Source organism: Pseudoalteromonas sp. OFAV1 (genome assembly GCF_021532595.1).
In the GTDB taxonomy this organism is placed as follows: Bacteria; Pseudomonadota; Gammaproteobacteria; order Enterobacterales; family Alteromonadaceae; genus Pseudoalteromonas; species Pseudoalteromonas lipolytica_C.
Window position 1 is genome coordinate 61062 of record NZ_JAKGBG010000004.1, and the last position, 24864, is coordinate 85925.

20 protein-coding genes are annotated in these 24864 nt (G+C 38.2%); 15 read left to right on the forward strand and 5 right to left on the reverse strand.

What is annotated here, in order from left to right; translation table 11 throughout:
- Positions 1-6: 6 nt before the first annotated feature.
- From L1267_RS03490 to L1267_RS03550, 13 genes are all read left to right on the forward strand, one after another.
- Entirely contained in the window at positions 7-1425 is a 1419-nt protein-coding gene (locus tag L1267_RS03490; protein ID WP_235382111.1) for a lipopolysaccharide biosynthesis protein, read from the forward strand.
- A complete protein-coding gene (locus tag L1267_RS03495) occupies positions 1409-2773 on the forward strand; it encodes an O-antigen ligase family protein (RefSeq protein WP_235382112.1) in 1365 nt (454 codons plus the stop codon). The genes L1267_RS03490 and L1267_RS03495 overlap by 17 nt, the downstream gene beginning before the upstream one ends.
- Positions 2766-3476, forward strand: coding sequence for an acyltransferase (locus L1267_RS03500; RefSeq protein ID WP_235382113.1), 711 nt, complete (start codon positions 2766-2768; stop codon positions 3474-3476). The genes L1267_RS03495 and L1267_RS03500 overlap by 8 nt, the downstream gene beginning before the upstream one ends.
- Positions 3473-4630 (forward strand): glycosyltransferase, encoded by a 1158-nt coding sequence (locus tag L1267_RS03505; protein ID WP_235382114.1) that lies wholly within the window; start codon positions 3473-3475, stop codon positions 4628-4630. Before L1267_RS03500 ends, L1267_RS03505 begins: the two co-directional genes overlap by 4 nt.
- Before the next feature lie 171 nt (positions 4631-4801).
- On the forward strand, positions 4802-6277 hold the full coding sequence (locus L1267_RS03510) for a GumC family protein (protein ID WP_199526491.1): 1476 nt from the start codon (positions 4802-4804) through the stop codon (positions 6275-6277).
- Positions 6274-7353: a glycosyltransferase gene (locus L1267_RS03515; RefSeq protein ID WP_199526492.1), complete on the forward strand. Its 1080-nt coding sequence runs from the start codon at positions 6274-6276 to the stop codon at positions 7351-7353. Before L1267_RS03510 ends, L1267_RS03515 begins: the two co-directional genes overlap by 4 nt.
- A gap of 9 nt (positions 7354-7362) precedes the next feature.
- Positions 7363-9174 (forward strand): sugar transferase, encoded by a 1812-nt coding sequence (locus L1267_RS03520; protein ID WP_235382115.1) that lies wholly within the window; start codon positions 7363-7365, stop codon positions 9172-9174.
- Between the two features lie 159 nt (positions 9175-9333).
- Positions 9334-9654, forward strand: coding sequence for an STAS domain-containing protein (locus L1267_RS03525; RefSeq protein WP_135924568.1), 321 nt, complete (start codon positions 9334-9336; stop codon positions 9652-9654).
- Positions 9655-9662: 8 nt separating this feature from the next.
- Positions 9663-10517: an OmpA family protein gene (locus L1267_RS03530; protein ID WP_235382116.1), complete on the forward strand. Its 855-nt coding sequence runs from the start codon at positions 9663-9665 to the stop codon at positions 10515-10517.
- A 4-nt stretch (positions 10518-10521) separates the two neighbouring features.
- Positions 10522-12591, forward strand: a complete 2070-nt coding sequence (locus L1267_RS03535; RefSeq protein WP_235382117.1) for an SLBB domain-containing protein — start codon at positions 10522-10524, stop codon at positions 12589-12591.
- Positions 12588-13286, forward strand: a complete 699-nt coding sequence (locus L1267_RS03540) for an AAA family ATPase (protein WP_138557535.1) — start codon at positions 12588-12590, stop codon at positions 13284-13286. Before L1267_RS03535 ends, L1267_RS03540 begins: the two co-directional genes overlap by 4 nt.
- Before the next feature lie 8 nt (positions 13287-13294).
- Positions 13295-14752: a SpoIIE family protein phosphatase gene (locus L1267_RS03545; protein WP_199526496.1), complete on the forward strand. Its 1458-nt coding sequence runs from the start codon at positions 13295-13297 to the stop codon at positions 14750-14752.
- A gap of 103 nt (positions 14753-14855) precedes the next feature.
- The gene (locus L1267_RS03550; RefSeq protein WP_235382118.1) at positions 14856-16304 is read left to right on the forward strand and encodes a sigma-54-dependent transcriptional regulator; all 1449 of its coding nucleotides are present in this window, start codon (positions 14856-14858) and stop codon (positions 16302-16304) included.
- Here the strand turns inward: L1267_RS03550 and L1267_RS03555 are convergent.
- Positions 16273-17307, reverse strand: a complete 1035-nt coding sequence (locus tag L1267_RS03555; RefSeq protein ID WP_235382119.1) for a glycosyltransferase family 4 protein — start codon at positions 17305-17307, stop codon at positions 16273-16275. The genes L1267_RS03550 and L1267_RS03555 overlap by 32 nt on opposite strands.
- A gap of 20 nt (positions 17308-17327) precedes the next feature.
- On the opposite strand from L1267_RS03555, the gene L1267_RS03560 reads away from it, so the two are divergent.
- Positions 17328-17660, forward strand: a complete 333-nt coding sequence (locus L1267_RS03560; RefSeq protein WP_199526498.1) for an Hpt domain-containing protein — start codon at positions 17328-17330, stop codon at positions 17658-17660.
- Here L1267_RS03560 and L1267_RS03565 read toward each other — a convergent pair.
- The gene (locus L1267_RS03565) at positions 17625-18536 is read right to left on the reverse strand and encodes a gluconeogenesis factor YvcK family protein (RefSeq protein WP_235382120.1); all 912 of its coding nucleotides are present in this window, start codon (positions 18534-18536) and stop codon (positions 17625-17627) included. The genes L1267_RS03560 and L1267_RS03565 overlap by 36 nt on opposite strands.
- A gap of 169 nt (positions 18537-18705) precedes the next feature.
- On the opposite strand from L1267_RS03565, the gene L1267_RS03570 reads away from it, so the two are divergent.
- A complete protein-coding gene (locus L1267_RS03570; RefSeq protein ID WP_235382121.1) occupies positions 18706-20679 on the forward strand; it encodes a response regulator in 1974 nt (657 codons plus the stop codon).
- Between the two features lie 19 nt (positions 20680-20698).
- On the opposite strand, the gene L1267_RS03575 is transcribed toward L1267_RS03570, so the two are convergent.
- The 3 genes from L1267_RS03575 to L1267_RS03585 are packed head-to-tail and all read right to left on the reverse strand — an operon-like array spanning position 20699 to position 24797.
- Positions 20699-22021 (reverse strand): Na+/H+ antiporter family protein, encoded by a 1323-nt coding sequence (locus L1267_RS03575; RefSeq protein WP_235382122.1) that lies wholly within the window; start codon positions 22019-22021, stop codon positions 20699-20701.
- Between the two features lie 8 nt (positions 22022-22029).
- The gene (locus tag L1267_RS03580) at positions 22030-23967 is read right to left on the reverse strand and encodes a transglutaminase family protein (RefSeq protein ID WP_235382123.1); all 1938 of its coding nucleotides are present in this window, start codon (positions 23965-23967) and stop codon (positions 22030-22032) included.
- Positions 23968-23969: 2 nt separating this feature from the next.
- Complete coding sequence (locus L1267_RS03585; RefSeq protein WP_235382124.1) at positions 23970-24797, reverse strand: DUF58 domain-containing protein; 828 nt, start codon at positions 24795-24797, stop codon at positions 23970-23972.
- Between the last annotated feature and the right edge of the window lie 67 nt (positions 24798-24864).

Here is a 24864-nt window from a genome sequence, read left to right on the forward strand (position 1 = left end):
ACGACCATGAGTAACTTAAAGCAAATAGGCTACTTTGCATGTGCAATTTTTGCGGTAAAAGGAATGGGTTTTATACTTTTACCCATTACAACTCGCCTTTTAGAACAACAGGAGTTTGGTCAATTAAACTTCCTAGTAACACTGTCTGCATTATGTTCTCTGGTCGTTTCATTAGGGTTACCTGAGTTATTGCTAAAGCAACAATATGATTCTTTTAAAGAAAAAATGGCATTGTTCCGTGACGCTTTAATCTTAATTCTATTGTTCTGTCTAATGTTCATTCTTTTTGGATTTGTTTTTTCAGAAGATATCATCAAAGCATTACCCGCCAATATCAAGCTGATAGATCTCAAGTTATTAATAATAAATCTTGCGCTAGCAGCCATATTAAGTATTCCTTATACCTATTATCGACTATTTGATCATGCGCAAAAGTATTGTTTTTACAGCGTTTCTCATGCACTGATTCAAACCTGTTTAACAATTACTTTATTAGTGCTTGGCTATAATATCACCGGCATGATGATTTCAGGAGTTGTGTGCACCCTAATTATTTTAGCTTTCACTGTTCATGATATTGCTGATGCAATAAAAGTTAGCTACGCAGAGTTTAGTTGGCGAATCAAAAAATCTCAGGGTGTGTTTTTACTTTCTATAATTTCATCGGGGTTGTTTGTTTATGCAGGTAATGGTGCAGAAAATTGGTTCATTGTTGCTTACTTCGATGAAAAATTGTTAGCTAATTATTATGTTGCGGCTCAGTTTGCAATTATAACCTCATTCACCTTTGAGCCAATTAGACTATGGTGGTTTGCTAAACGCTTTAACCTTATCAAAACAAACAAATTACAGTATCAACAGTATGCTATTTTGTCTCTGAATACGGGTCTTGTATTGTGCGTTATAATGGCCATTATTGCGCCTTTATTACTTAATTTTGTATTACCAGCTCACTATCATGGGCATGACGAATGGCTCGTGTTGCTAATATTAGTTGTTGCTATCAGACATCACAGTGACATTTTAAATATTGGTTGTTACATGCATAAAAATGGTGTGTATGTATCTGTTGTTAATTTGCTAACTGCATGTTTAGGATTAACTTTACTGTATTTCTTGGTGCCACGTTTTGCAGTTGAAGGCGTCATAGCCGCTTTAGCTATCATGCAAAGCTTTAAATTAGTATGTTTTTACATTTTGAGTCAACATCTTGAGCCTTTGCAGCTAGATTTTTTTGCTGTTATCCCAAGTTGGCTTGCATTAGTATCAATAACCTTTGTAACACTGCAATTTGAAAGTTCACTAACAGCTAAAGGGCTTATTCTTGTCTTTTACATTACCGGATTAGCCTTCCAATATAAGTCACTATTTTTACCTGCCATTAAAAAGCTAGTTAAGGGGCATGATTATGCTCAATTACTATAAACAAAACACGCTTTTAATTAATGGCATTTTAATTACTTTTGCTGTAGCAGTGACATACGCAACGGTAGGGCCAATAGCTGTATTTGCTTTGTTGCTCCTGCCATTCGCTGCCTTCACTGCGGTAAAAGTCAGTGTTGCATTTATTATATTATTCATCCTGTTTAGTTACTTTAGACTCCATGAGGCATTTCCAATATTAATGCCTTTTAAAATACCAAAGCTGCTAGCACTTGCATCGTTGCTTGGTATTGTTTGGCATCTTTTCATTTCTCAAAAACTTAAGCCTCACTGGCAAACAAGTCACCTTGTGTTCTTTTTATGGTTTGTTTGGCTCACCGTGTGTGTATTCAGTGCGTCTAATCGTGGACTTGCGATGGAGTACTGGAGTGGCGTTTTAACTAAAGTGCTCATAATGGTCTTTGCAATTTCTTGGTGGATGACATCACTTAAACATTTTAATGCAGTCAGAATTGGCATCATGATTTCTGGTGCTGCCATAGCCTTAGTGGCACTGAGTAACAAAATGAATGGGATTGGTTTAGTAGAAGGGACACGCGTGACAATCTCACGTGAACTGCGTTCGCAATTAGGCGATCCCAATGACTTGTCATTGGTAATGATGTTCCCTGTGTCGTTTTTAGCAGCAGAAGTGTTTGATACAAGTGCGCATAAAGTCAGACGAATAATTGCATTAATTTGCTTAGTGATTGCTATTAGCGGCGTTATTGCGACTCAAAGTCGAGGCGGACTACTCGGTATTGCAGCAGTGATTAGCTTCTTTATTTATCAAAAAGTTAAGAATCCCGTAGTTGTAGCTTGTATTGGTGCTGTTGGAATGCTTGCTATGGTGGCGTTTGCTGGTATTGCTGATAGGCAAAGTGGTGGTTCACATGAAGGCGGAGTTGATGAATCTGCTATGGGCCGTATCTATGCATGGCAAGCAGCGATCAATATGGCGATTCATAACCCACTAACGGGGGTTGGCGTTAATAATTTTGTTGTTAATTACTATTTTTACAGCCCCCATTGGGATGGCAAGAATCATGCAGTACACAGTACATGGTTTCAAGTTTTAGGTGAAACAGGCATTGTTGGCATATGCATTTTCATATTAGTGATTGCCTGTATTTACCGCAGTTTAAACCGAGTATTTTTGATAAATACGCAGTTAAATGATGAAAAAATAGCGGTAAATGCGAAAGCGTTAAAAGGCGGATTAATTGGCTTTATGGTGTCTGGAACATTTTTAACTCAAGCATTTACATGGCCTATTTATATAATCCTTGCTTTAACAATTGCCTTAGAAAAGCTGGTAATGGATAGACAACGGGAGAACGCACATGAGTGAACAACTTAAACATTGGTTAAAATCAAGTGACAGCCCATTTGCAAAATCACTTTTTCAATTTGCAAAAGCTATTCGCAATCCGCAAATTTGGGTGATCCCCGGTGTACATTCCTTGCTGTTTAAACTGCATTTACTTATTAGCACAACTATTAGCGAGATGGCACGTATCTTTTATTACACACCGTTATTTAAAAGCCAAATTAAAGGCACTAAAGCTAATTTATATCTTTATTCAGGAATGCCACAAATATTAGGCAAACTCGAAATTAGTTGTAAAGATAATACGCGCATTAGTGGTATTACAACATTTTGTGGGCGGAGTCAGGGCGAATTTACACCTAAGCTTATAATTGGCAGTAATGTTGATATTGGTTGGCAAAACGCATTTTCAGTGGGGCGTAATATCATTCTAGAGGACGATGTGCGTCTTGCTGGTAGGGTGTTTTTAGCAGGGTTTCCTGGTCACCCATTAAATTCAGAAAGACGTGCAAAGGGTGAGTCTGATGATGAGTGCCAAGTAGGCGATATCATCATTAAACAAGGCGCTTGGATTGGTACTGGTGCAACTGTACTTGCAGGAGTAACAATCGGTGAAGGGGCTATTGTTGCAGCAAGCGCTGTCGTAACTAAAGATGTACCTGCAAACACCATCGTTGCCGGTAATCCAGCAAAAGTTGTTAAACAGCTTAAGGATTCGCTATGAAATTTATTGTATTCGGCGAAGACTGGCAAAGTCACCCAAGTAGTACACAGCATCTATTCAAACAACTAGCAAAACAGCATCAGGTTATTTGGATTAACTCGATTGGGATGCGCAAACCAACATTTCGCTTGATTGATATGAAACGAGTTTTTAATAAATTAAAAAGCCTTTTTTTATCAAAGCGCACCCTTTTTTCATCTAAGCGCAATAGGCCAAATGCTAAAACAACGAATACTAGCCAGAACATTAATTTAACAGCACACACATTAGCGGTTTTACCTTGGCACGATAGCGTTATAGTAAGGCTATTTAATAAATGGATTTTTAATAAAAAAGGTTTCATAGATGATGAGCCAATTGTCTATTGGTTAAGTGTGCCAACAGCAATTAGTTTAATCTCTCCAAGAGAGCAAGATAAAGTAATTTACTATTGTGGTGATGACTTCTCAGCACTGGCTGGTGTTGATCACAAAATGGTTGCGCCATTTGAAAGTGAACTTATCAAAAAAGCAGATACTATCTATGTTGTTAGCGAGCGACTTGCCAACAAAATGCCAAAATCCAAAGTGAAAATGCTTTCTCATGGGGTTGATTTAGCACTTTTTACTACGCAAACAGCAAAAGCCAGAGAACTTGAGCAAATAAGCAAACCAATGATTGGTTTTTATGGCTCCTTAAATGCTTGGCTTGATAAAGCCTTATTGTTGACTCTTGCTAAAGAGAGGCCTGAGTATCAATTAGTGTTAATAGGACACCTCATAGAAGATTTCTCTGAGCTACTCAAGTTGGGCAATGTAACCCATATAAAGGCTGTAGAGCATCATCGCTTAGCTTCATTTGCACAGCATTGGCAAGTATCGATCTTACCGTTTGTTGATAATGAGCAGATAAGATCTTGTGATCCACTCAAGTTAAAAGAATACATAGCCACAGGCACACCAATCGTAACAACACGCTTTGCTGCGGTTAATCCTTACCGTGAGACCATCTTAATAGCAGATACCCATCAAGGTTTTATCGATCGAATTGACTATGCAGTTAGCTTAAGTAAATCACAAAACTTAAACTGGCGAACCAATCAATCTCAGCAAGCTAATAATCATAGTTGGCAAGCAAAAGCCACGTTAGTTTGTAAACAACTAAGATTTTGCTGATTTAATCGTAAAACCTAAAAGCTGCATCTTGTATAGCTACAACATGCAGCTTTTTGCATTTTGGCTCGAGACCTGCAACTTACTAATTAAATGAATGTATCAGGGTTATTTATTTTCAATTTGCAATCAATAACCCAAACATTTTGCAAAATGCAAAGCAATAGGTAAATCATGTTAGTAAAAGAGCAAATCAAACGGTTACTATATTTAGGGCTTTATGCGCTATACACGCGTATTAAGCTTTTTATAATCCCGTTTTGTATTGTGCCACTTGTCGTGATTGTGCTTGCTTTATTTGCACAAAAACAATACAGCAATCATGCAACTATTTTAATCGAAGAATCTGCACTACTTAACCCATATTTAGATGACTTATCTTTCTCATTTCAATTATCAGATCGTATAGCAGCGTTACGCACCTTAGTGATCAGTCGCAAAGTACTTATCTCTGTAGCGAAAGAAACACAATTAATCCCTGAAAATGCCAGCAATAAGCAGGTTGAAGAAATACATCAACAGTTGTCTAAGGCTTTATCTTTATCTTTGATTGGTGATGAGCTGGTCCGCATCAACTTTATTTGGCATAACCAAGCACAAATGAAGCCCGTGCTTGAAAAGGTCGTTGAAAAATTTATAGAGCGTTTACTTGCTCCAACTAAAGCTTCTCTGGATACGTCTGAGCAATTTTTCTACATACAACTTGATAGTCTACGTGAAGAATTAGAGGCTTCAGAAGAAGCACTAGCAGAATTTAAAAGTCAAAACAGTAATACTTTACCAGCCGTGCTTCATAGTAACCGGCAAACATTTGATACCTTACTAAGTGAAAAACAACAAAAAATGATTGCTCTATCTGGTGCAAAAGCAAAGCTTAACGCACTGGTAAGTAAAGTAGGGCAAGCAAATCCTATTTTAGGAAACTTAGAAGAAAAAATAATCCGTACAGAATCAGAACTCAGTTTGCTGCGCACTCGCTATACCGATAAGCACAGCAAAATCATCGAGAAAAAACGTACCCTCGTTAATTTAAAAAGCCGTCAACAAGCATTACTAGAGAAAAGCGAACAGTTAAGTACAACAAATATCGATCAGCTTTGGCAGTTAGTGAACACCTTACCTTCTCAAGATAACAAAGAATCAAGTGTATTGGTTTCTCAACTGTTAGCACTTGAAGAGGCACGCAACAACTTACTACAGCAAGAGCAAGAGTTTGCCATGTTAGAAGAGCAAGTGAAGCTAGTGAGCGATCGTTTATTAGTAACCAGTGATGTTGAAAAGCAATTACGTAAACTCGAGCGTGACTATGAAGTAAAACAATCACTATACAAAGATATGCTCAGTCGTTACGAAATGGCCAAAGTGACCGGCAAGCTTGTTAAATATGAAGGCCCTGACAAAGTTAAGACAATTGAACGCGCATATAGCCCAACGCAACCAATAAATACCTCAATTATGATGACTGCAATTGTAGGTCTTATCTTAGGAATATTTACAGGTGGTGCTAGTGTGTTTGTTGCAGCCCTTTGTGATAGCCATTTAAAAGACACGCAAACCATTGAAAAGTTAACTAACACTGAGGTGGTAACAATACTTCCTATCGTCAATAGCGGGGAAATAACCGGCATTATTGAAGGAGAAAAATCATGAATGTTATGCATTTAGTTCAGCACTTACAGGTAGGTGGCTTAGAAAAAATGGCAATAACGCTACTTCAAAACAGTCAATTTAAGCATTCAAGTATTATTGTTTCGCTTGAGGGGGATAGAAATACTGCATTTGAACAGTGGCCTGAGCTTGAGCCTTTCAGTCATCGCGTCATTTGTTTAGATAAAAAGCCAGGGATATGTTTATCTGTTATAGCTAAAATCAAAAGTCTAATCAGAGAGCATGATATCGACATAATACATAGCCACCACATTGGGCCATTGATTTATGCGGGGATAGCAAGTTCGTTATCGCAAGGTTCAGTACGGCATATTTCAACAATACATGACGCATGGTACCTCACTAATACAAAGCAACGCACTTTTACAAAGTTATTAGATTCGCTAACTAATATATATTGGGTTGCTGATGCACGCATTGTTGCAGACGAATTTAGAGCCAAAACTGCGATTATCCCCGAGCGCACTATTTTAAATGGCATAGATTGCGAAAACTTTATGGCTATTGATGCTAAAGCAGCTCGTGAACAATTCAACTTACCAAATAATGTTAAGTTAATCGGCTGCGCAGCAAGACTCATAGAAGGGAAGGGTCATAAAGATATGATTCATTCACTTCGCTACTTACCCGATGATTTTCATATGGTATTTGCCGGAGATGGAGACCAAAAAGAGTATTTATTAAATTTGGTAAGAAGCTTGCACTTAACTTCGCGGGTTCATTTTTTGGGAAATGTACATGATATGCGTGCATTTTATTCAAGTATTGATGTGATGTGTTTGTACTCTCAACGCGAAGGCCTTCCACTTTCAATAATTGAAGCAATGGCATGTGGTATTCCAATTGTGGCCAGTGATGTGGGAGGCATTCATGAAGTCGTTACTCCAGAGCAAGGAGAACTTGTCAGTGTTAATGACTTTAATCAACTTGCTCCTGCAATTCAAAGAGCCTGTACTTTACCGCGGGGACTCTGTATCCGTCACCATGCAATTAAGGTTGCTGATGCACGAACAATGAGCAGTAAATACGATAATTTATACTCAGCACTGCTGATGTAGGAGGTTAGTATGACATTTGTTACGCTTCTATTTATTACCTTGGTGTGTGTTGTTATATATCACCATATTGGCTACCCAATTCTGTTAAAACTGGTTGCCTCAAGAAAGTTAAAACCAACTACACAGCAAGAGTGTGCTGATAAGTATCAACCAAAAATTGCGATTTTAATGTGCGCTTATAATGAACAGCAGCACATTGCTGAGAAGCTCCATAACCTAGCCTCATTAATTTATGATAACAGTCGCTATTCAATCCATGTTTATTTTGATGGCTGTACAGACAACACGATAGAACAGGCAATGCAAGCTCAACAAGTGCTTCATAGCCAAGAAGTACAGTGCTTTTTTCATATTCGCGATGAGAATATGGGGAAAGTACAAGGCTTGAATACCCTGATGGGCATTGCAAAATATCAAAACGATATTCTACTTTTTACCGATGTCAGTGCCTTATTAAGCATTGATGTGCTCGATAAAATTGTAGAGCATTTTGTTAATCCCTCTATCAGTATTTTAACCGGTGTGTACACATTGGATGACGATGCAGCTGAGTCACAAAAGGTTTATTGGCATTATCAAAATCAAATTAAGAAATCAGAATCGAACCTTGGTGCTGTTATTGGTGTCCCTGGTGCTATGTTCGCTATGCGCTCAAGCGATACGTTTGAACTTGAACAAAACACCATAAATGACGATTTTGTTTTATCGATGAAAGTATTGGGCAAAGGGGGCAAGGCGGTACTTGACGAAGACGTTGTGATATACGAACGTGATTGCGATTCACAAAGCGATGATTACACCCGCCGCGTACGTTTAGGCGCCGGAAATTGGCAACAAATTAAAGCCTTAATGATTTTGTTAAATCCTCGTTTAGGTTGGACTTTTCTTAATTATTTTTCTCATAAAGTTCTGCGTGGTGTAATGCCTATTATTCTAGCCATTATCTATGCCAGCATTTTTTTTGAGGCATTTTTTGCACACACATTGTGGGCACAAGCTCTTGCAACAGCTATAGCGTCTTTACACATTACACATATAGTCAAAGCAACTTGCCAAATTACAACACCTATACCTTTGATTGATAAGAGCAACTATATATTAAATAGCTACTTCTTAGCATTGTGGGGAATTATTCGCTACGAACTTGGCTACTTTAACAAACCTTGGAAACGGGTTAGGTCAATTCGTAAGGCCTCAACCAAAACGCTAGTTAAAACAATAAAACGCACAATTGATATTGTTGGCGCGCTAGCACTTCTCACTCTTGTATGGCCAATCTGCTTAATAACTGCTGTTGTAATAAAACTAACCTCAAAAGGCCCAGTGATATTTAAACAGTTGAGAGTGGGCGAAAGCTCAGATGAATTTGTGTCGCTTTTTTACGTTTATAAATTTCGCTCTATGGTTGTTGATGCTGAGTCACACTCAGGTGCTGTTTGGGCAAGTAAAGATGATCCAAGAATAACAGCGGTTGGCCGTTTTATGCGTAAAACCCGTATCGACGAGCTTCCGCAACTTTTTAATGTTCTTAAAGGAGAGATGTCTTTAATAGGCCCTCGACCTGAACGCCCAGTTTTCTACGGCAAACTGGAAAAAGATATTCCCTATTTTTGTCAACGTACTTACGGGGTGAAACCGGGTATCTCAGGTCTTGCACAAGTAATGAACGGATACGACGAAACAATAGAAGACGCCAGAAGTAAGATAGGTTGGGATTACGCTTATTCATTGAGTATGTCTTCTCCTGTTGCATGGGCAAAATTAGAATTATCAATTATCCTGCGAACCTTACTTGTTGTTTTCACTGGTAAAGGACAATAACAGGTTCTGCAAATTACGTTGCATAATGCAATTTTTGCTATCAAAAATGTTTGCATTATGCATCAGTCAGCCTTTATTGATATATAAATCAATGCGTTATAAACTGGCACTGTAGTTGTACTGTTAACTATGACTAACCAAATACAAAGGTAGAAGATCATGGCTAACAACACAAAAGTATCTGTAGACAGTAAATACATCACACTCCCAAATGATTTTTCGGGCCTTGCAGTAGACGGCTTTAAAGATCAATTCGAAGAAGTAGCACAAGGTAAACAAACCAACGTTGTACTCGATTTTAGTGAAACAACTTTTATCGACTCATCAGGTATAGGTGCGATGGTCTTTTTATATAAACGCATTGAGAAGAAAGGCCAAAAGCTGTCATTACTTAATGTCTCTGGTCAGCCTCATAAGTTAATGAGTCTGTTAAGAGTCGACAAAACAATCCCTTTCATTGAACAAAATGATATAGCTTGAGGTGAGTTATGAAGCACACACTCTTTATAATAATTTTGCTCACGTTAGGTGGATGTGCTTCTTGGCCTGATGAAGGGCAAGGCGGCTGGGCTGAAAAATATCAGAACTACCCGTTAACCGATGAGCAAAACGAGCTTATTTACGATACACAGGAAACCATTGTACTTAGTGAGTTTGAACATCATGTACTCAAACTTGATTTACTAAAAGCACAAGGTATTCAACAATGTATGCCTGCTCAATTATTAAAAGCACAGATATATGAAAACCGCATTCGTCGACTCATTGCGGCTAAAATGTGGTCTGATGCCGAGCATGATTTACTCGTTCATTACCATGGACTAAATCAACTAACTAAACACTTCGAGACGGTTAATGCTTTGACTAAATGCGGTGCAGCAACAAAAGCAGAAGAACCAATGAGTGTTTCTCTTAAAGAACAGATCACAGAGCTTTTGAATAGCGATAATCAATTTTCATTAAACGACTTTCAGGTAACGCCGAAGTATCTCTCACGCTTAGCACAAGCTGCAGATCTAATTAAACAAGTGAAAAATGTTGAGTTATTGCTTGTCGGTCATGCTGATATTAGTGGTCAGCAAATAACAAATTATGAACTGGCTCTTAAACGCGCCGAAACAGTGAAACATTGGCTGGGTGTTTATGGTGTAAACCCTGCAACTATGACCACCTTAACGCAAGGAAGTTTATCGCCTTACAGCGAACAACCTGATTCGAGTTTTAAGCGCCATTCAGATAGACGTGTAAACGCGATTATTATCGACAAGGGTGACGAAAAAGTAAATGAGCAACATCCTGCATTATCTAGTTGGACGAAAATCTTAAACGGGCCTAAGGAGTAATACCATGAAACAATTACTTTTATTACTTTGTTTAATTTTTCTTGCAACCACAGTGGCTGCTGAAGAAATCAAAGTGGGCAATAAGCTTTTCGTCTATTTACCTGGTGAAGCTGATTTTTCTCAACCATTTGAGGTAGATAAAGATGGCTCTATCACACTGCCTGAGCTGGGTCGTTTTAATGTGGCGGGCTTAGAACTTAAAGAAATTGAAGCACAGCTTAAAAAATCACTCAGTGAAGTCTTTGTTGCAATGGATGATTTTTATGTAGAAATACATTCGCGCGATATCTTTATTAATGTAATGGGTTATGTGAATGAACCTTCACAAGTTAGTATTCCAAACGACGGTAACATTCAAATGGTAATAGCCAGAGCTGGGGGCTTAAAACCCGGCGCCCAACTAGACCGCTTACAAATTCGCCGTGCAAATGAAGTTATAGAGTTCAACTATAAAGCGTATCTAGACTCAGGCAACATAGATTTACTACCCAGCTTACAAAGCGCTGATACTGTATTTGTGCCTGTTTCTCCGCTATTAGGTAATGTACAAATTGATTTTGATGCTCAAACATTAAGTGCTTCTGGCGATGCGAGCGATAACAGTGCGATTACTTTATTGGGTGAAGTGCACAACCCGGGTAGTTTCTCTTTTAAAGAAAATATGAGTGTGCTAGATGCATTAATGCGTGCAGAAGGCGTAACTCGCTATGCTGATGTAACTAAAATTCGCGTCATTGTTGATAAAACCCCAGTGGTATTTGATCTAAAAGCATACTTAGATAAACCAAGCAACGATACCATGCCAGAGCTCAAAGCGGGCTCTACTATCTATGTACCAATTATGGTCGATGATGTGAATACCACATCAAGAACCGTGTACATCATGGGAGAGGTACAAAAGCCTGGTGCCTATGAAGCCGCAGAAAATACAAGCTTTTTAGATATTCTTGCTAATGCTGGGGGGCCAACACGCTTTGCTGAAACTCGTCAGATTAAAATTTTAACTCCAGCAGGCGAAAGCATCTTATTTGACTTACAAGGTTACAGCGAAGGCCTTATTACTGCAAAAGTACCTAACTTAAATCCGGGTGATGTAATTTTTGTACCAGAGAAAACCGATCAAAATGAGAAAAGCTGGTTAAAGGTTCCACCCAAGCGAGCAATTAAAATCATTGGTGCGATCATGTCACCAGGACGCTATGAGTGGAGTCAAGAAATGGATTTTACAGATTTACTCGCCCATGCCGGCGGCCCAACAAAAGGGGCCAATATTAACGACATTAAAATTGTTAGAAATGGCGAAGTGACAAAACGCTTTGATTTAGAGCAATACACAATTAGTGGCGCTAAAAAGCATGCGTTACCGAGTTTACAAGCGGGTGATACCATTATAGTTGAAGAGTTACCTGTTGATCCTTCAGACAACAAATCACAGTGGATCCGCCAAGAGTCTGGAAAATCAATTTATATTATGGGGCAGGTTGGTTCACCAGGTCGATATGCTTTTAATACCAACATGCACTTTATTGATATTTTGGCTGCAGCTGATGGTCCGACCGATAATGCAGACCTACGTAATATTCGTATTACTCACCGTAATGGTAATACGGCTAAAGTTAGCAGGTTAAACCTTGCAATGTATTTTGAAACCGGCGATGAAACATTATTTCCCCATGTGTTACCTGGCGACACCATTTATATCCCAGAAAAAAACAAAGACTGGTTACGTACACCTAAAGAGCAAGTTGTTCGAATCATGGGCGCAGTTGAAAAACCAGGACGCTATAGCTTTGACGATACCATGACAGTGCTTGATGTTTTAGCAGAAGCAGGCGGTCCATCAAGTTCAGCACTCATCGACAAAATCGTGGTTGTGAACCACTCTTGCTGCAAAGAGCAATCAAGAGTATTTGATTTAGAAGAGTTTGTGAAAAACCCTAACTCAGCTTACATACCGGTTCTACGAGCGGGCGATACACTTTATGTCCCTGATAAAGGGCAAGATTTAATGAGTCAATTTAAATCAAACTTCTTAGATTTTATTACTGTGCTAGCTTTAGTGGTGGGCTTATGAAATTAATTCCTGCGCAATACCAAGAACTAGAAGCTGTGTGTAACGAAATAGATAATGCTAAAGCACGTTGCATTTGTTTTATTTCTTTAACAGGCAATGAAGGGTCAACGTCATTGTGTGCAAGTGTTGCTAGACGTTTAAGTTTACAAGGTTCAAGAGTACTAATTATCGACTTGAACCCTTTAAACCCTTTTAAATTGGATGCGCAAACAAAAGCAGAATCATGGTGTTTTAGTGATATATCTTGTCAGCTTAATATTATTAATACTGATTATGTTGATTTATTAACCATGCAGCACCTAAAAGAGCTGGAATCGGTAAAAAATAAAACAGTACTCAATGATGCGATTGAACGAATAAAGCAAGAGTACGATTTTATTTTTTTAGATATGAGCCCGGCCTTGAAACGTAACCGAGGTAATGTGCCGCTGCATGCATTAAGTCTGTGTACTGAATTAACCTTTTTGACAGTATCACTTGGTTACAACAATGAAGAGGCGCTGTGTCACGGGGTCGCAAATTTAAACAATGCGGGGATAAAAAATATAAAAATTGTTGTTGCTCAACATCAGTTTGCACCGCTTGGTAGTCGTATTTTAAATACACTCAATAAATACCAACAAAAGTGGCCAACACTCACTAATTTTTTAATTAATAAAGTGATCAAACAACGTTGGTTATTTGTTCCTTACTGAGGCCTTGTATGGATTGTTTATATCAAAAATCATTTCAATTAGATTGGCCTATTGTTAGTGAGATCCGCCATATTCTAAAACATGTATTAACAGCTATAAGTGTTAAAAATCAAGATATTGATGCTGCCGGCTTGGTTGCTACTGAGTACCTAACAAACTTGCTACGTCATAGCGAGGAAAGTGATAAAAAGCTGCAGTTTTCAATGTATAAATTACCTAAAAATAAATTGCTTATAGAGTTCACTGATGCAATGCCAAGCTATAATTTGTTTGAGAATCATAGCTCTGATTGGCATCTAGAAAGTGGTGAGTTAGTAGAAGGTGGTATGGGTGTAGCGCTTATTAAGCACTACTTCCCAAATGCTAAGTACACATCAGAGAAGCACAAAAATACCTTTTCATTTCATTTATCAAACATTGATAAACGACCAACACTGATTTATATCGATGATGACAAATCTCAGTTAGCTTTGCTAAATGCTTATCTTTGCAACCACTTTCAGGTAATTTGCTGTGAAGATATAGAGTCAGGTTGGCAAGAGCTACTTACATCGGGCGCAACGATTTTGTTGCTTGACCATAAACTAAAAAATGGCACAAGTGAGCCATTATTAAAAAAATTAAATCAGTCAAATATTAAAACAAATTTATCAGTAGTCATGCTAACCGGAGATGATAGTGATGAACTTATTAAACGGATAAATTTATTAGGGGTTGATGACTACTTAGTAAAACCCGTAACAAAAACTCGATTACTTCAAAGTATTGAACGAATTGTTCATCGATTCTCTGCGTTAAAATATTTAATTAACGAAGAGCGAATGCAAACACAGCGTAGTTTAACAGATCATACCGCCTATAATTTTGGCTCGATTATTTCACAAAATGGTGGCGATTTCTGTTTATATCCCCACCAGCCACAAAAGCCAGTTATCTTAGGAGATATGATGGGGCATGGCATTACAGCTTTAAAAGAAAGCTTCGCCATCAAAGGTTTTTTGAGTGGCTGTTTGGCCACAGAGATCCCCTTACAAAATGTTCTTAGCACCTTAAACACAGCACTCTGTGAACAACGACTGTGTAAATCGAGTTTAGTGACCTTATTAATAACATTTATAGAAAACAACACATTCCATTGGTTCAATGCCGGTCATCCTGCTCCTTGTGTTATTACTAAAAAAGGGCAGTTAATACAGTTAACTGGAACAGACCCTTTACTTGGTTTAAGTGATGAGCATCACTACTCACATTACCAATATGACCTGAGTGATGTTGAGCATATTTTACTATTTACTGATGGCTGGTTAGACAACCAACATTTTAATGAGGTGGGTCAACACATAGCAAATTTAACGGCCGAAGATCTTCACAGTGAACAATTTGCATATAAGCTTTGGCAATCAAGCCAAGTTAAACTATCAGACGAAGTTGATGATGCGTCTTTAATTGTCATCAATAAACACTAAATATAGAGTTTACAAAGTCACCAATTAAGCACTAAGCTACTAGTAAGGAACTGTAAAATAATCACTTTATCTCAGCATAAAAACTAGAAAAAGGAAGCCAGTAATGCCACCTAAAATACTCATTGTTGAAGATACTGAGTCACTCGCCTTGATGTATCAGTCTTATCTGATTCCAACGGGAGTGAAAACACGCATCGCTTATAACGGTGAGCAAGCAATGTGTGCATTACAAGAATTCGAGCCTGACTTAATAATTTTAGATGTCATGCTACCCGATATAAATGGCTTGGATATTTTATCTTCGTTAGACTCAGACACCGCACCACAAGTTATTGTTCTTACAGGTCATGGCACCAAAGAAATGGCCATTAAAGCCATTAAACTCGGCGCGAGTGACTTTTTAGAAAAACCAATAGAAGCCGATCGTTTTAGGATCACCGTAAATAACGCGCTTAAATTAAAAGACTTAAAGCAAACGGTAAAAAGTTATCAAACTACATACGAAAATGGTAAATATTTTGATTTGATTGGTAGCTCAAGCGTGATGCAGTCAGTTTATCAAATCATAAAATCTGCATCGGCAAGTAAAGCAACCGTGTTCATCACCGGTGAAAGTGGTACTGGTAAAGAGTTGTGTGCACGAGCTGTGCATTTAGCATCACCTCGAGCTAATAAGCCTTTTGTTGCTCTAAACTGTGCAGCTATTCCTAAAGACTTAATTGAAAGCGAAATATTCGGACACTTAAAAGGCGCTTTTACTGGTGCTATAGCAAATCGAGAAGGAGCCGCAGGTCAAGCTGATGGCGGCACGTTATTTCTTGATGAACTTTGTGAGATGGATATCAACTTACAAAGCAAACTACTGCGTTTTATTCAAACGGGATGTTATCAACAAGTAGGCAGTGAAAAAGAAGTAAAAGTGGATGTACGCTTCGTTTGCGCTACCAATCGAGACCCGTTACTAGAAGTACAAGAAGGTCGCTTTCGGGAAGATCTCTATTATCGTTTACACGTTATTCCAATAGCCTTACCGCCACTAAAACAACGGGGCAAAGATGTTATAGAAATTGCTGATGCGTTATTTAAAAAAATAAGTAAAGAAGAAAAGCGTCAATATAAAGGGATGTCTGAAGGCGTAAAAAACTTATTTTTGGGCTACAGTTGGCCTGGTAATGTTCGTCAATTAGAGAACACGATTCGTAATATTATGGTGTTACATGATGAATCATATATCGAAGTGGATATGATCCCCGCATTACCTCAATCCTCTAATCAGAATCAATTAGCATCGTTGCATCAAGTACCGCAACCAGAAGTCATTATTACTGCTGTAGATACAGGCTTGCATACTGAACAAGCTACCATGAATGACACTTTGTTGACGTTCACTCAAGCAGACATTGAACCATTATGGCTTGTTGAAAAACGTTACATTGAACAAGCTATACAAGCATGTGATAACAACATTCCTAAAGCAGCTGCTTTATTAGATGTGAGCCCTTCAACTTTATACCGAAAAATTAAAAGCTGGGAAGAGATGCAAGTAAGCTAGTTCGATAAACTCGGTTAAGTTGCTTGAATTGTTGCTCTCCACCAAACCGTTGCCTGACCAAAGTATGTGCATTAGTAAGCATGTAAGTAATTTGGTCAGGGGTTAAATTGATTAAATTATTTAATTGCTTAGATAGCGCTTGCGCAGAGTTGTCTGTCATTAATAGCCCATTAGTTAAGTGGCTCACAATATGAGGTAATTGCCCAACTGGAGAGACAATAACTAATACGCCATGCGACATTGCCTCAAGCACTACCATTGGCAGTCCTTCAGCCCTAGAACAGACCACTAATACATCGAGTTTTTGCCAAATTTCATGTTGGTCGCACATGCCGTGAAAGGATACTGAAGAAAGCTCAAGGTCGTCACGCATAGGTCCATCGCCAAACATATGAAAAATTAAAGAACTAGTAGCAAATTGCTTAGCAACATCTACAAATATATCGGGCGCTTTTTCTATTGAAAGCCGACCAACAAAACCAACATTTAAATTGCTTTTGCATTTAGGTTCTAATGTCGGGTTAGCATTAGGAATAGAAATGAAGTTTTCAAGCACTTCGGCATTGTAAATATCGGCAGCTAATTGATTTGAAACTGCAAAGTTTTTAGAAAAGAAGCTTAAAAGCTTATCAAGCTTGTTATATAAAAAGACTTTACCACGGCCAACTTCTCCAGCATGGTAAGTCGAAATGCAAGGGCGGTTTTGCCAGCGGCATACTAACTTACCCATGATACTTGCCTTGTACCCATGGGTGTGCAGTAACGCTGAACGAGGAAACGATTTTAAAATATCGTTTAAACTTTTTAAGCTCCCGCCAGCAAAACCATAGACGATATTTTCTTGCTCTAAGCGATAGTAAAAATCCCGATTATTATGATCTTGATAAAATAGGATTGAACTCTTAATATTGTTTCGTTCTAAAAGCTTATTTAAAGCAATTAGGTGACTTTCGATTCCACCTATCAGGCTTGAATCAACAAATAAAATAACACTGTATTTCATATTCACTCCAAGGTGAGACCATGATAGATAATGCTACATTTTCTCAGTTAAAACAGGATGTTGGTGATGACTTAGCTAAACAGCTTTTGCAAGTCTATATCACTGAATCCAGTCAAATTGTTTCAAGCCTAGCTGATCCAAACAAGCAAACTGACATCGAAATTAATGCGCATAGCTTAAAAAGCAGTAGCCTGAGCTATGGTGCATTAGCTGTCGGAAAACTTGCCGAACAAATTGAAATGAAAGCTAAAGCAGAACAATTCGATGACCAACTTGTTAGCCTAATCAGTACGTTACAAGATCAATTTACACAGACCTCAACCCACGCGCAGAGCTTGATCAGCGCGAATTAATTGCTCATGCTCAGTCTCTAAACTGAGCGGCATTTTTAAGATTTCCCCAAACACCGTACTTAACTGCTCTATATCGTGTTGTTGATTAGCCGATTTCACCACATCATTAAAATGCGAAACAATTTCACTAAGTGCATCTAAAGAAATACTTAAATCGCAAAAACTATAGCCCAGCATGCCTTCAAGCCAGTCAACAGGTTTCATATCGAGCGATTTAATAACACTGGTTTCTTTAGCGATGTTTTCAATAAACACTCTACATGCAGATGTGTTTTGTACGGCTTTGGCAATATCTTCTACTAACATGGCTGGCATAACACTGGTAATCAGACTGCCTGGGCCAATAATAAGCATATCTGCGTTTTCTATTGCTTGAATAACACCTGGTGCGGCATTTACATTTTGAGAAAGGGTGACGTAATCAGGTAATTCCGCCAGAGAATCAATTTCGCATTCGCCAAATACTTTTAAACCAGAAGGTAACACCGCAAGTAAATCGGTAGGTTCATCTGACATGGGTAAAATATTTTCAGAGTTTCCTAACATTGCGTTAAACCATGCTACTGCTTGAGTCGCAGAGTTTGTTTGCTGCGTTAAACTTAATAATGCTAAATTACCCAAGCTGTGGCCATCGAGTTCACCGCCACTAAAACGGTGGTGAAATACTTGATGAATAAGTGAGTCATTATCTGCAAGCTGTAAACAACAGCGCCGTATGTCACCCAATGCAACAACATCTTGACTATTTCTTAGCTTGCCAGTGCTACCACCATTATCGGTTGTTGCTACAATCGCAGTTAGTTCTGCACAATGAGGTCTTATAGCACTGAGCATATGAGATAAACCATGGCCACCACCAATGCATACTATTTTCATGATTCTTACCCCTTATTCGTTCAATACTACTTAAAAGCATAGTCTGTACCAAAAGATTAAGTTTTATAAGGTAATGAAATTTAAATACTTTATTTTCTAGGTTTAGTGTCTACACTAAAAGTGGGGCATTTATTTGCAATATGCGACGCAATATCAACGTGGAAAAGCAATGGCTGAATTAAATTTACAACAGTTACAGAGTGAACTTCGCAAGTTTCACGGTATAAATGACAGTCGAGCGTTGAAAGCGCAGCTTGAACATGTATTAGCTCCGTACTTTACTTTTAACGAACTTTGTTTAATCAATATCGAACATGACAAAGCATCTTTCGAAATGAGAACCACAAAACACCTTGAATTTGATGAACAATTACTAAAGGAAATACTAAAATCCAGTAACGACGAATGGTGTTTTTTTAATACTAACCATGTTTTCCTAAGCTCAGAGCCACTTAATGATGCCTTGATATTTAAAGTCGCCTTGTCTGAAGAAAGCATGCAATGTTTTGTGTTTTTTTCAGTTAAAGAAAGTGACTATTTTTCTAAAAAAGCATCAACAGCGCTCCATGTGCTATTACAGCAAGTTGCATGGCAGTATTCGCAATTAACACGTTTAAATAGGCAAAAATTTCATTCGACCTCGTTATTAACTCGCCTTGGAGAGCTGTCAGAATTATTTAGAGACTTTGCCAGTGAATGGTTTTGGCGCACCAATAAAGAAGAGCGGTTTATTAATGTGCTGACCACAGCTAGCCACAGTAATTTATATAAACGTCATTTTTTACATAAAAATTTCGATGCGATCATTACTCAGCAAGAACAAAAACAGCTTAAAAAATGGTCTCACTTTAAACATCTTTTAGCCGAGCATGCTGAGTTTCTTGATTTTGAGTTTGAAGTTAACTCCTCACCATCGGCATGGGTATCATTTAGTGGCAAGCCACAGTTTGATGCACAGGGTCAGTTTAGAGGGTACCTCGGAATTGCAAAAGATATCACAGTAAACAAAGACCGTGAGCAAGCTTTGCAATTAGCAAAAGAAAAGGCAGAAGAAGCGAATCTTGCTAAATCTAAATTTTTAACCGTGATGTCACATGAAATACGTACCCCTATGAATGCGATAGTCGGAATGTTAGATTTGCTTGCTGATTCAAAACTTACCGACAAACAAAGCCGCTGGCTTGATTATGCTAATTCAAGTGCCGATTTATTACTTGATTTAATTAGTGACGTACTGGATTTTTCTAAAATTGAAAGTGGCTCATTAGATTTAGACATTAAAGCAACCGACATCAATGCCTTGGTGAAGAATATTGCATCACAGTTTTTAGAGATAACACAAGGCACTAACGTTGTTTTTTCTACACAAATCAAAGACGGCTTACCGGATAAAATAAATATTGATAGTGCGCGAGTAGGGCAAATACTTTTTAATATTCTTGATAATGCTTTTAAGTTTACCAAAGTGGGGACAGTTAATTTTGTAGCAGATTACACTGACCAATACCTACACTTTGAAATATCAGATACCGGGCAGGGAATATCTCCTTCACATATTGATTCAATTTACGATGCCTTTAAACAACATGACTATGGTGTAAACCGGCAGATTGAAGGGGTTGGTCTTGGTTTAAGCATAACAAAGAGCCTTGTTGATCTAATGAAAGGGGATATTAAAGTTGTTAGTGAACAAAATGTAGGTACTAAGTTTACTATTCAGATCCCCTATACGGTTGTAAGTGCTGATACCAAAGTAGTTGACGACGAAAACACATTAGAGCCTATCGCTATTTTGGTAACTGAAGACAATAAGACCAATCAAGTGTTGATTAAAGCTTTCTTAGAAAAGCTTAATCACCATGTCACATTGGCTGATCATGGCCAACAAGCAATTGAAAAGTTACAACAACAACACTTTGATTTAGTTCTTATGGACATGATGATGCCCGTTATGGATGGTATAACCGCAACAAAATACATTCGTGATGAATTAAAGATGACCTTACCCATAGTAGCGTTAACAGCCAATGCTTCGCATCAAGATAAAGCAATCTGTATAGATGCGGGAATGAACAAAGTATTAACTAAACCGATTCGCTTTCATGATTTAAATAGGGCTTTGAGGGTGCTATTTAGTCAGTAACAAAGCCCCGAAGGGCCTTTTACAATACCATAGCTGCAATCCAACCGGCGATCAGCAACGGAATATTAAAATGAATAAATGTCGGTACCACAGAATCCCATATATGGTCATGTTGCCCATCTGCATTTAAACCAGATGTTGGCCCAAGTGTAGAATCTGATGCGGGGGAGCCTGCATCACCTAATGCCCCTGCAGTGCCAACAAGCGCCGCAGTGGCCATTACTGAAAAGTTTAGTTCTAATGCCAGCGGTACAAATAAGGTGGCAATAATAGGCACCGTCGAAAATGAGCTACCAATGCCCATCGTTATTAGTAACCCAACAAGTAAAATTAATGCAGCAGCAAGTGGTTTATTCCCTTCCATAAGGCCAGCTGCTGAACTAACAAGGGAGGTGACATCACCTGTTGCTTGCATTACCGAAGCAAACCCTTGTGCAGAAATCATAATAAAGCCAATCATCGCCATCATAGCAACGCCTTTACTAAAAACATCACTATTTTGTTCCCATTTAACAACTCCAAATAAACTGAAAATCATTACACCAACTAGTCCACCTAATATCATCGAATTGCTAACACTTTGAGCTACTAACGAGCAAAGCACAGCTGCAATTCCCACAATAAGTACTTTTTTAGGTTGTTCGATAACAACATTTGGAGGTGTTTCAGTAAGCGGGTGTGGAGCATAGTCACGGCGTTTTTTATAGCTAATAAACACTGCGATTAACAAACCTACAACCATGCCAAGTGCAGGGATGATCATTGCCATGGGCACCTGGGTATTCACAATTTCTAAACCATTATCGGTTAAGTTTTTATGTAAAATTGAATATAAGTATATTCCACCAAAACCATAGGGCAAAACCATGTACGAGGTTGCCAAACCAAAAGTTAAAATGCACGCAATAGCACGCCTATCTAAGCGCAGTTTGTTGAATATCACTAGCAACGGTGGGATCAATATGGGAATAAAGGCTATATGCACTGGGATTAGGTTCTGCGAAGAGATCGCGCAAAGTAAGATAATAACTAAAATAAAATAACTTAGCGTTGTTTCGCCTTTATGGCTGTGCTCATTCACCTGTTTTAACAGGGTTGAAGCAAGTATTCGGGTCAATCCTGATTTTGAAATAGCCACAGCGAATGCCCCTAACATGGCATAGCTTAATGCTATTTCTGCACCACCAGAGAGCCCGTCATTAAATGCATTCAGTGTTTCTGATAGACCAAGCCCGGCAGTTAGACCAGCCACAATCGCACTCAGTGTCATTGCGACAATAACGTTAATTCGGCAAAGAGTTAGTACCAGCATCAAAATAACGCCAATAATTACTGCATTCATGGTTTTCTCTATTTTGCTGTTTTGATGGAGTTTAACAGAAGTCGTACCTGCTTTTTGCGGTTTTGATTAAAAGCCTGTTGCTGATAACGTACTTCGATGAATATTTGTTCAAATTTAGCTAGTTTGCTGGCAACTGTTGGCTTTGAGCGCTTCATCAAAGCGATATTTTGCAAAGGAGTGTTTGTTTTATCGTAGTGAATTTGTTGTTTTTCAGCCCAGCGATAAAGCTGCATCAGTTCAAAAACAAGTGGTTCAGAACTGCGAGGTAAACGCTTGTTGTATAAAAAGTAACTGGTAAAACAAAGTGCGAGAGTTACCATAATTACCAATGGAGTTAACCAAAATGCATTATTACCAAAAAGCGCTTTAAATAAGTTTTGTTGCGATTGCTCGTCAAAAGTTAAAACCCAATTTGTCCACTTGTAATCAAGCTCTTCTAATTTAATACGAAGCCAATTAATCGCTTTTAAGTGACTCCAGCGCTTTAAGCCAAAGTTTAAATTATCATTAAACCGTTCGCTCAACGCTTGAAACTCTGACAACGAACCGTTGAGACGCTCAGGTGCAACAACTTCAGTTGCATCGAAAACATGCCAACGCTCATCGTAAAATACTTCAACCCATGCATGTGCATCATATTGGTAAATATTAAGGGTTGTGCCTTGTCGTTCCGCACCTAAGTAGCCTGATACAACGCGTGCTGGATAACCTGCCGCACGAAACATAAAAGCTGCTGTACTGGCGTAGTGGCCACAAAACCCACTCTTATTTTCAAACACAAACTGATCAATGGTGTTTTTATTAAGCATAGGAGTAGGAGTTAGGGTATAGCTAAATTGTTGCGTATTAAAATAGCCTAATAGAGCATTGAAATACGATTGTGCGGTAGTATTTTTATTGGCTAAATTATTTACAAGCTCACGAGTCTTGGGGTTACTTTCAACGGGAAGTTGTGTATAAAGCCGCTGCTCAAAAGGAGTTAGGCTATAACTTACTTGCGTACTTTGCACAGCATATTTAATATTTTTATTTAGATTGCCTTTACGTTTTAGTAAACCGTTGTATGTGCTTGCCACATTATTATGACTACTCGTGGCAAACCCTAACGCAAAAAGCCAGTTCGATGATGACGGCTCGGCAATAACATTATATTCAACGTTAGGTTCTTCAATATTGACACTACGATTGTCGTTAAATTGTTGAGACTTCAAAATGTCCGATACTAACCATTGCTGACCGTCAAAGGCATCATGAATTAAACTGCGCCAATAATAGGGCGCTTGTAAGGTCGAGTTCGGCTGCTCTTCAACTCTGAACACAAGGTCATCAGACTCTGCAAGCTTGGCAATTGCAAAAGGGTCAACTTGTTCAGATAAGCCAGTTTTTGCAAGCTTTGGCCCCGGAAGTTGCCAAAATGCAGGGAGTTTAGGTAAAAATATAATTAAAAAAACCGATACTGGTAATGCGAGTAAAACTGTTTTAATACTTTGCTTATTGGCAGACTTGAAGCTTTTAGGGCTTGATAAATAACCCAGAACCGCAAAGTTAATGATGTAAAGCAAGCTGACAAGCAGGGTCTCTAAAATGCCTTGATAGAACAAATATACCGTGGAAAGGTTAAAAAATACCAGTAAACATACGGTTTGATAGTGTTTTACAGCTTTAGCTTGCAACAATTTAAAAGTACTAGCGAGTAACATCATAGATACAAACAGTTTAACTGTATCGCTAATCCCTACAGTTACAAACAGTGCAATTAAACACAGTGCCGCAAGGATATTTGCCATCAGTGCAGTGAGTTTTTTATAAAACCGGTCTAACACGAGATTAAAAAAACTTAAGCCGACTAATATGAATAAAAACGAACTAGGGATCTCACTAAATAATAAGCCACTGATTGCTATAAATAGGAATGATAAAACGGCATTAATAAGCGATAAATTCACAACTAATGCTCCGCTAAGGCTTTTAAACAAGCTGTTTGATGGACATCACCAGACGCTTTTGAAATTTTCTTTTTTGGCAAAGTTAATGAAAAAGCGATTTGTTGTTCTGTAAGTTGATTAACTAAAAAACATAGCTGACTTAAGCGATACTCTGTATTACCACTTAGCATATTAAAATTAAGCGCTAACTCTTGAGTCGTATCACTGGTAAATTCTTTGCTCAACAATTGCTGTGTTTTTGCATAGTGTTTCCATGATACTTTATTCAAAGCTGAGCCTTTAATAAAAGGTGTTAATTGATAAAACTCATCAGAACCTGTTCTAGATTGTGCATTATCACCTGCATCGTTCAGCTCTTCATGTAACTCAATATCTAAGTTTTCTGCTAATTTAGGAGTAGGGTAAACATAGATCACATCACTCGGCTGAATATAACTCCACACAGACACTAAACCAAATGGAAAGTGACTTATTATTTTTGCTTTTTCAAGACCGTAAACACCACGTTTAGTACAGTTAAGTGCTATTTCAATGGTTTTTTTGTCCGAGTTATCCAGCGATATAGTCTCTGACTCTGAGCCAGATATCATTAATTTTACTTGTTGGCTACTAGAGGTTGATTGTAACTGATAACGCGCATATTGAGATTTTGGAGCATAACTATTTATAGCAAAAAGATACTTAACAGATAAACCGCGCATATTCTTATAACCAGTGAGAATCGAGAACACCAAAATAACTACCATCAAATAGGCCATCGCCAAGATCAGATTGTTTTGATAATTGATGCCCATCACAAAGTTAAGCAGTGCAATGAGTAAAAACTTCATGCCTAATTTAGAAGGTAATACATAAATGTTTTTATGTTGAAGAGAGATCTCATTAACGTTATGTTTA

Excerpts from the sequence above, each read along its gene's own strand:
- L1267_RS03510 (WP_199526491.1), top strand. The coding sequence starts at position 4,802 with ATGTTAGTAAAAGAGCAAATCAAACGGTTACTATATTTAGGGCTTTAT.
- L1267_RS03520 (WP_235382115.1), top strand. The coding sequence starts at position 7,363 with ATGACATTTGTTACGCTTCTATTTATTACCTTGGTGTGTGTTGTTATA.
- L1267_RS03525 (WP_135924568.1), top strand. The coding sequence starts at position 9,334 with ATGGCTAACAACACAAAAGTATCTGTAGACAGTAAATACATCACACTC.
- L1267_RS03565 (WP_235382120.1), bottom strand. The coding sequence starts at position 18,536 with ATGAAAATAGTATGCATTGGTGGTGGCCATGGTTTATCTCATATGCTC.
- L1267_RS03540 (WP_138557535.1), top strand. The coding sequence starts at position 12,588 with ATGAAATTAATTCCTGCGCAATACCAAGAACTAGAAGCTGTGTGTAAC.
- L1267_RS03585 (WP_235382124.1), bottom strand. The coding sequence starts at position 24,797 with ATGAAGTTTTTACTCATTGCACTGCTTAACTTTGTGATGGGCATCAAT.
- L1267_RS03505 (WP_235382114.1), top strand. The coding sequence starts at position 3,473 with ATGAAATTTATTGTATTCGGCGAAGACTGGCAAAGTCACCCAAGTAGT.
- L1267_RS03545 (WP_199526496.1), top strand. The coding sequence starts at position 13,295 with ATGGATTGTTTATATCAAAAATCATTTCAATTAGATTGGCCTATTGTT.
- L1267_RS03535 (WP_235382117.1), top strand. The coding sequence starts at position 10,522 with ATGAAACAATTACTTTTATTACTTTGTTTAATTTTTCTTGCAACCACA.
- L1267_RS03500 (WP_235382113.1), top strand. The coding sequence starts at position 2,766 with ATGAGTGAACAACTTAAACATTGGTTAAAATCAAGTGACAGCCCATTT.
- L1267_RS03530 (WP_235382116.1), top strand. The coding sequence starts at position 9,663 with ATGAAGCACACACTCTTTATAATAATTTTGCTCACGTTAGGTGGATGT.
- L1267_RS03570 (WP_235382121.1), top strand. The coding sequence starts at position 18,706 with ATGGCTGAATTAAATTTACAACAGTTACAGAGTGAACTTCGCAAGTTT.
- L1267_RS03515 (WP_199526492.1), top strand. The coding sequence starts at position 6,274 with ATGAATGTTATGCATTTAGTTCAGCACTTACAGGTAGGTGGCTTAGAA.
- L1267_RS03550 (WP_235382118.1), top strand. The coding sequence starts at position 14,856 with ATGCCACCTAAAATACTCATTGTTGAAGATACTGAGTCACTCGCCTTG.
- L1267_RS03495 (WP_235382112.1), top strand. The coding sequence starts at position 1,409 with ATGCTCAATTACTATAAACAAAACACGCTTTTAATTAATGGCATTTTA.
- L1267_RS03490 (WP_235382111.1), top strand. The coding sequence starts at position 7 with ATGAGTAACTTAAAGCAAATAGGCTACTTTGCATGTGCAATTTTTGCG.
- L1267_RS03575 (WP_235382122.1), bottom strand. The coding sequence starts at position 22,021 with ATGAATGCAGTAATTATTGGCGTTATTTTGATGCTGGTACTAACTCTT.
- L1267_RS03560 (WP_199526498.1), top strand. The coding sequence starts at position 17,328 with ATGATAGATAATGCTACATTTTCTCAGTTAAAACAGGATGTTGGTGAT.
- L1267_RS03555 (WP_235382119.1), bottom strand. The coding sequence starts at position 17,307 with ATGAAATACAGTGTTATTTTATTTGTTGATTCAAGCCTGATAGGTGGA.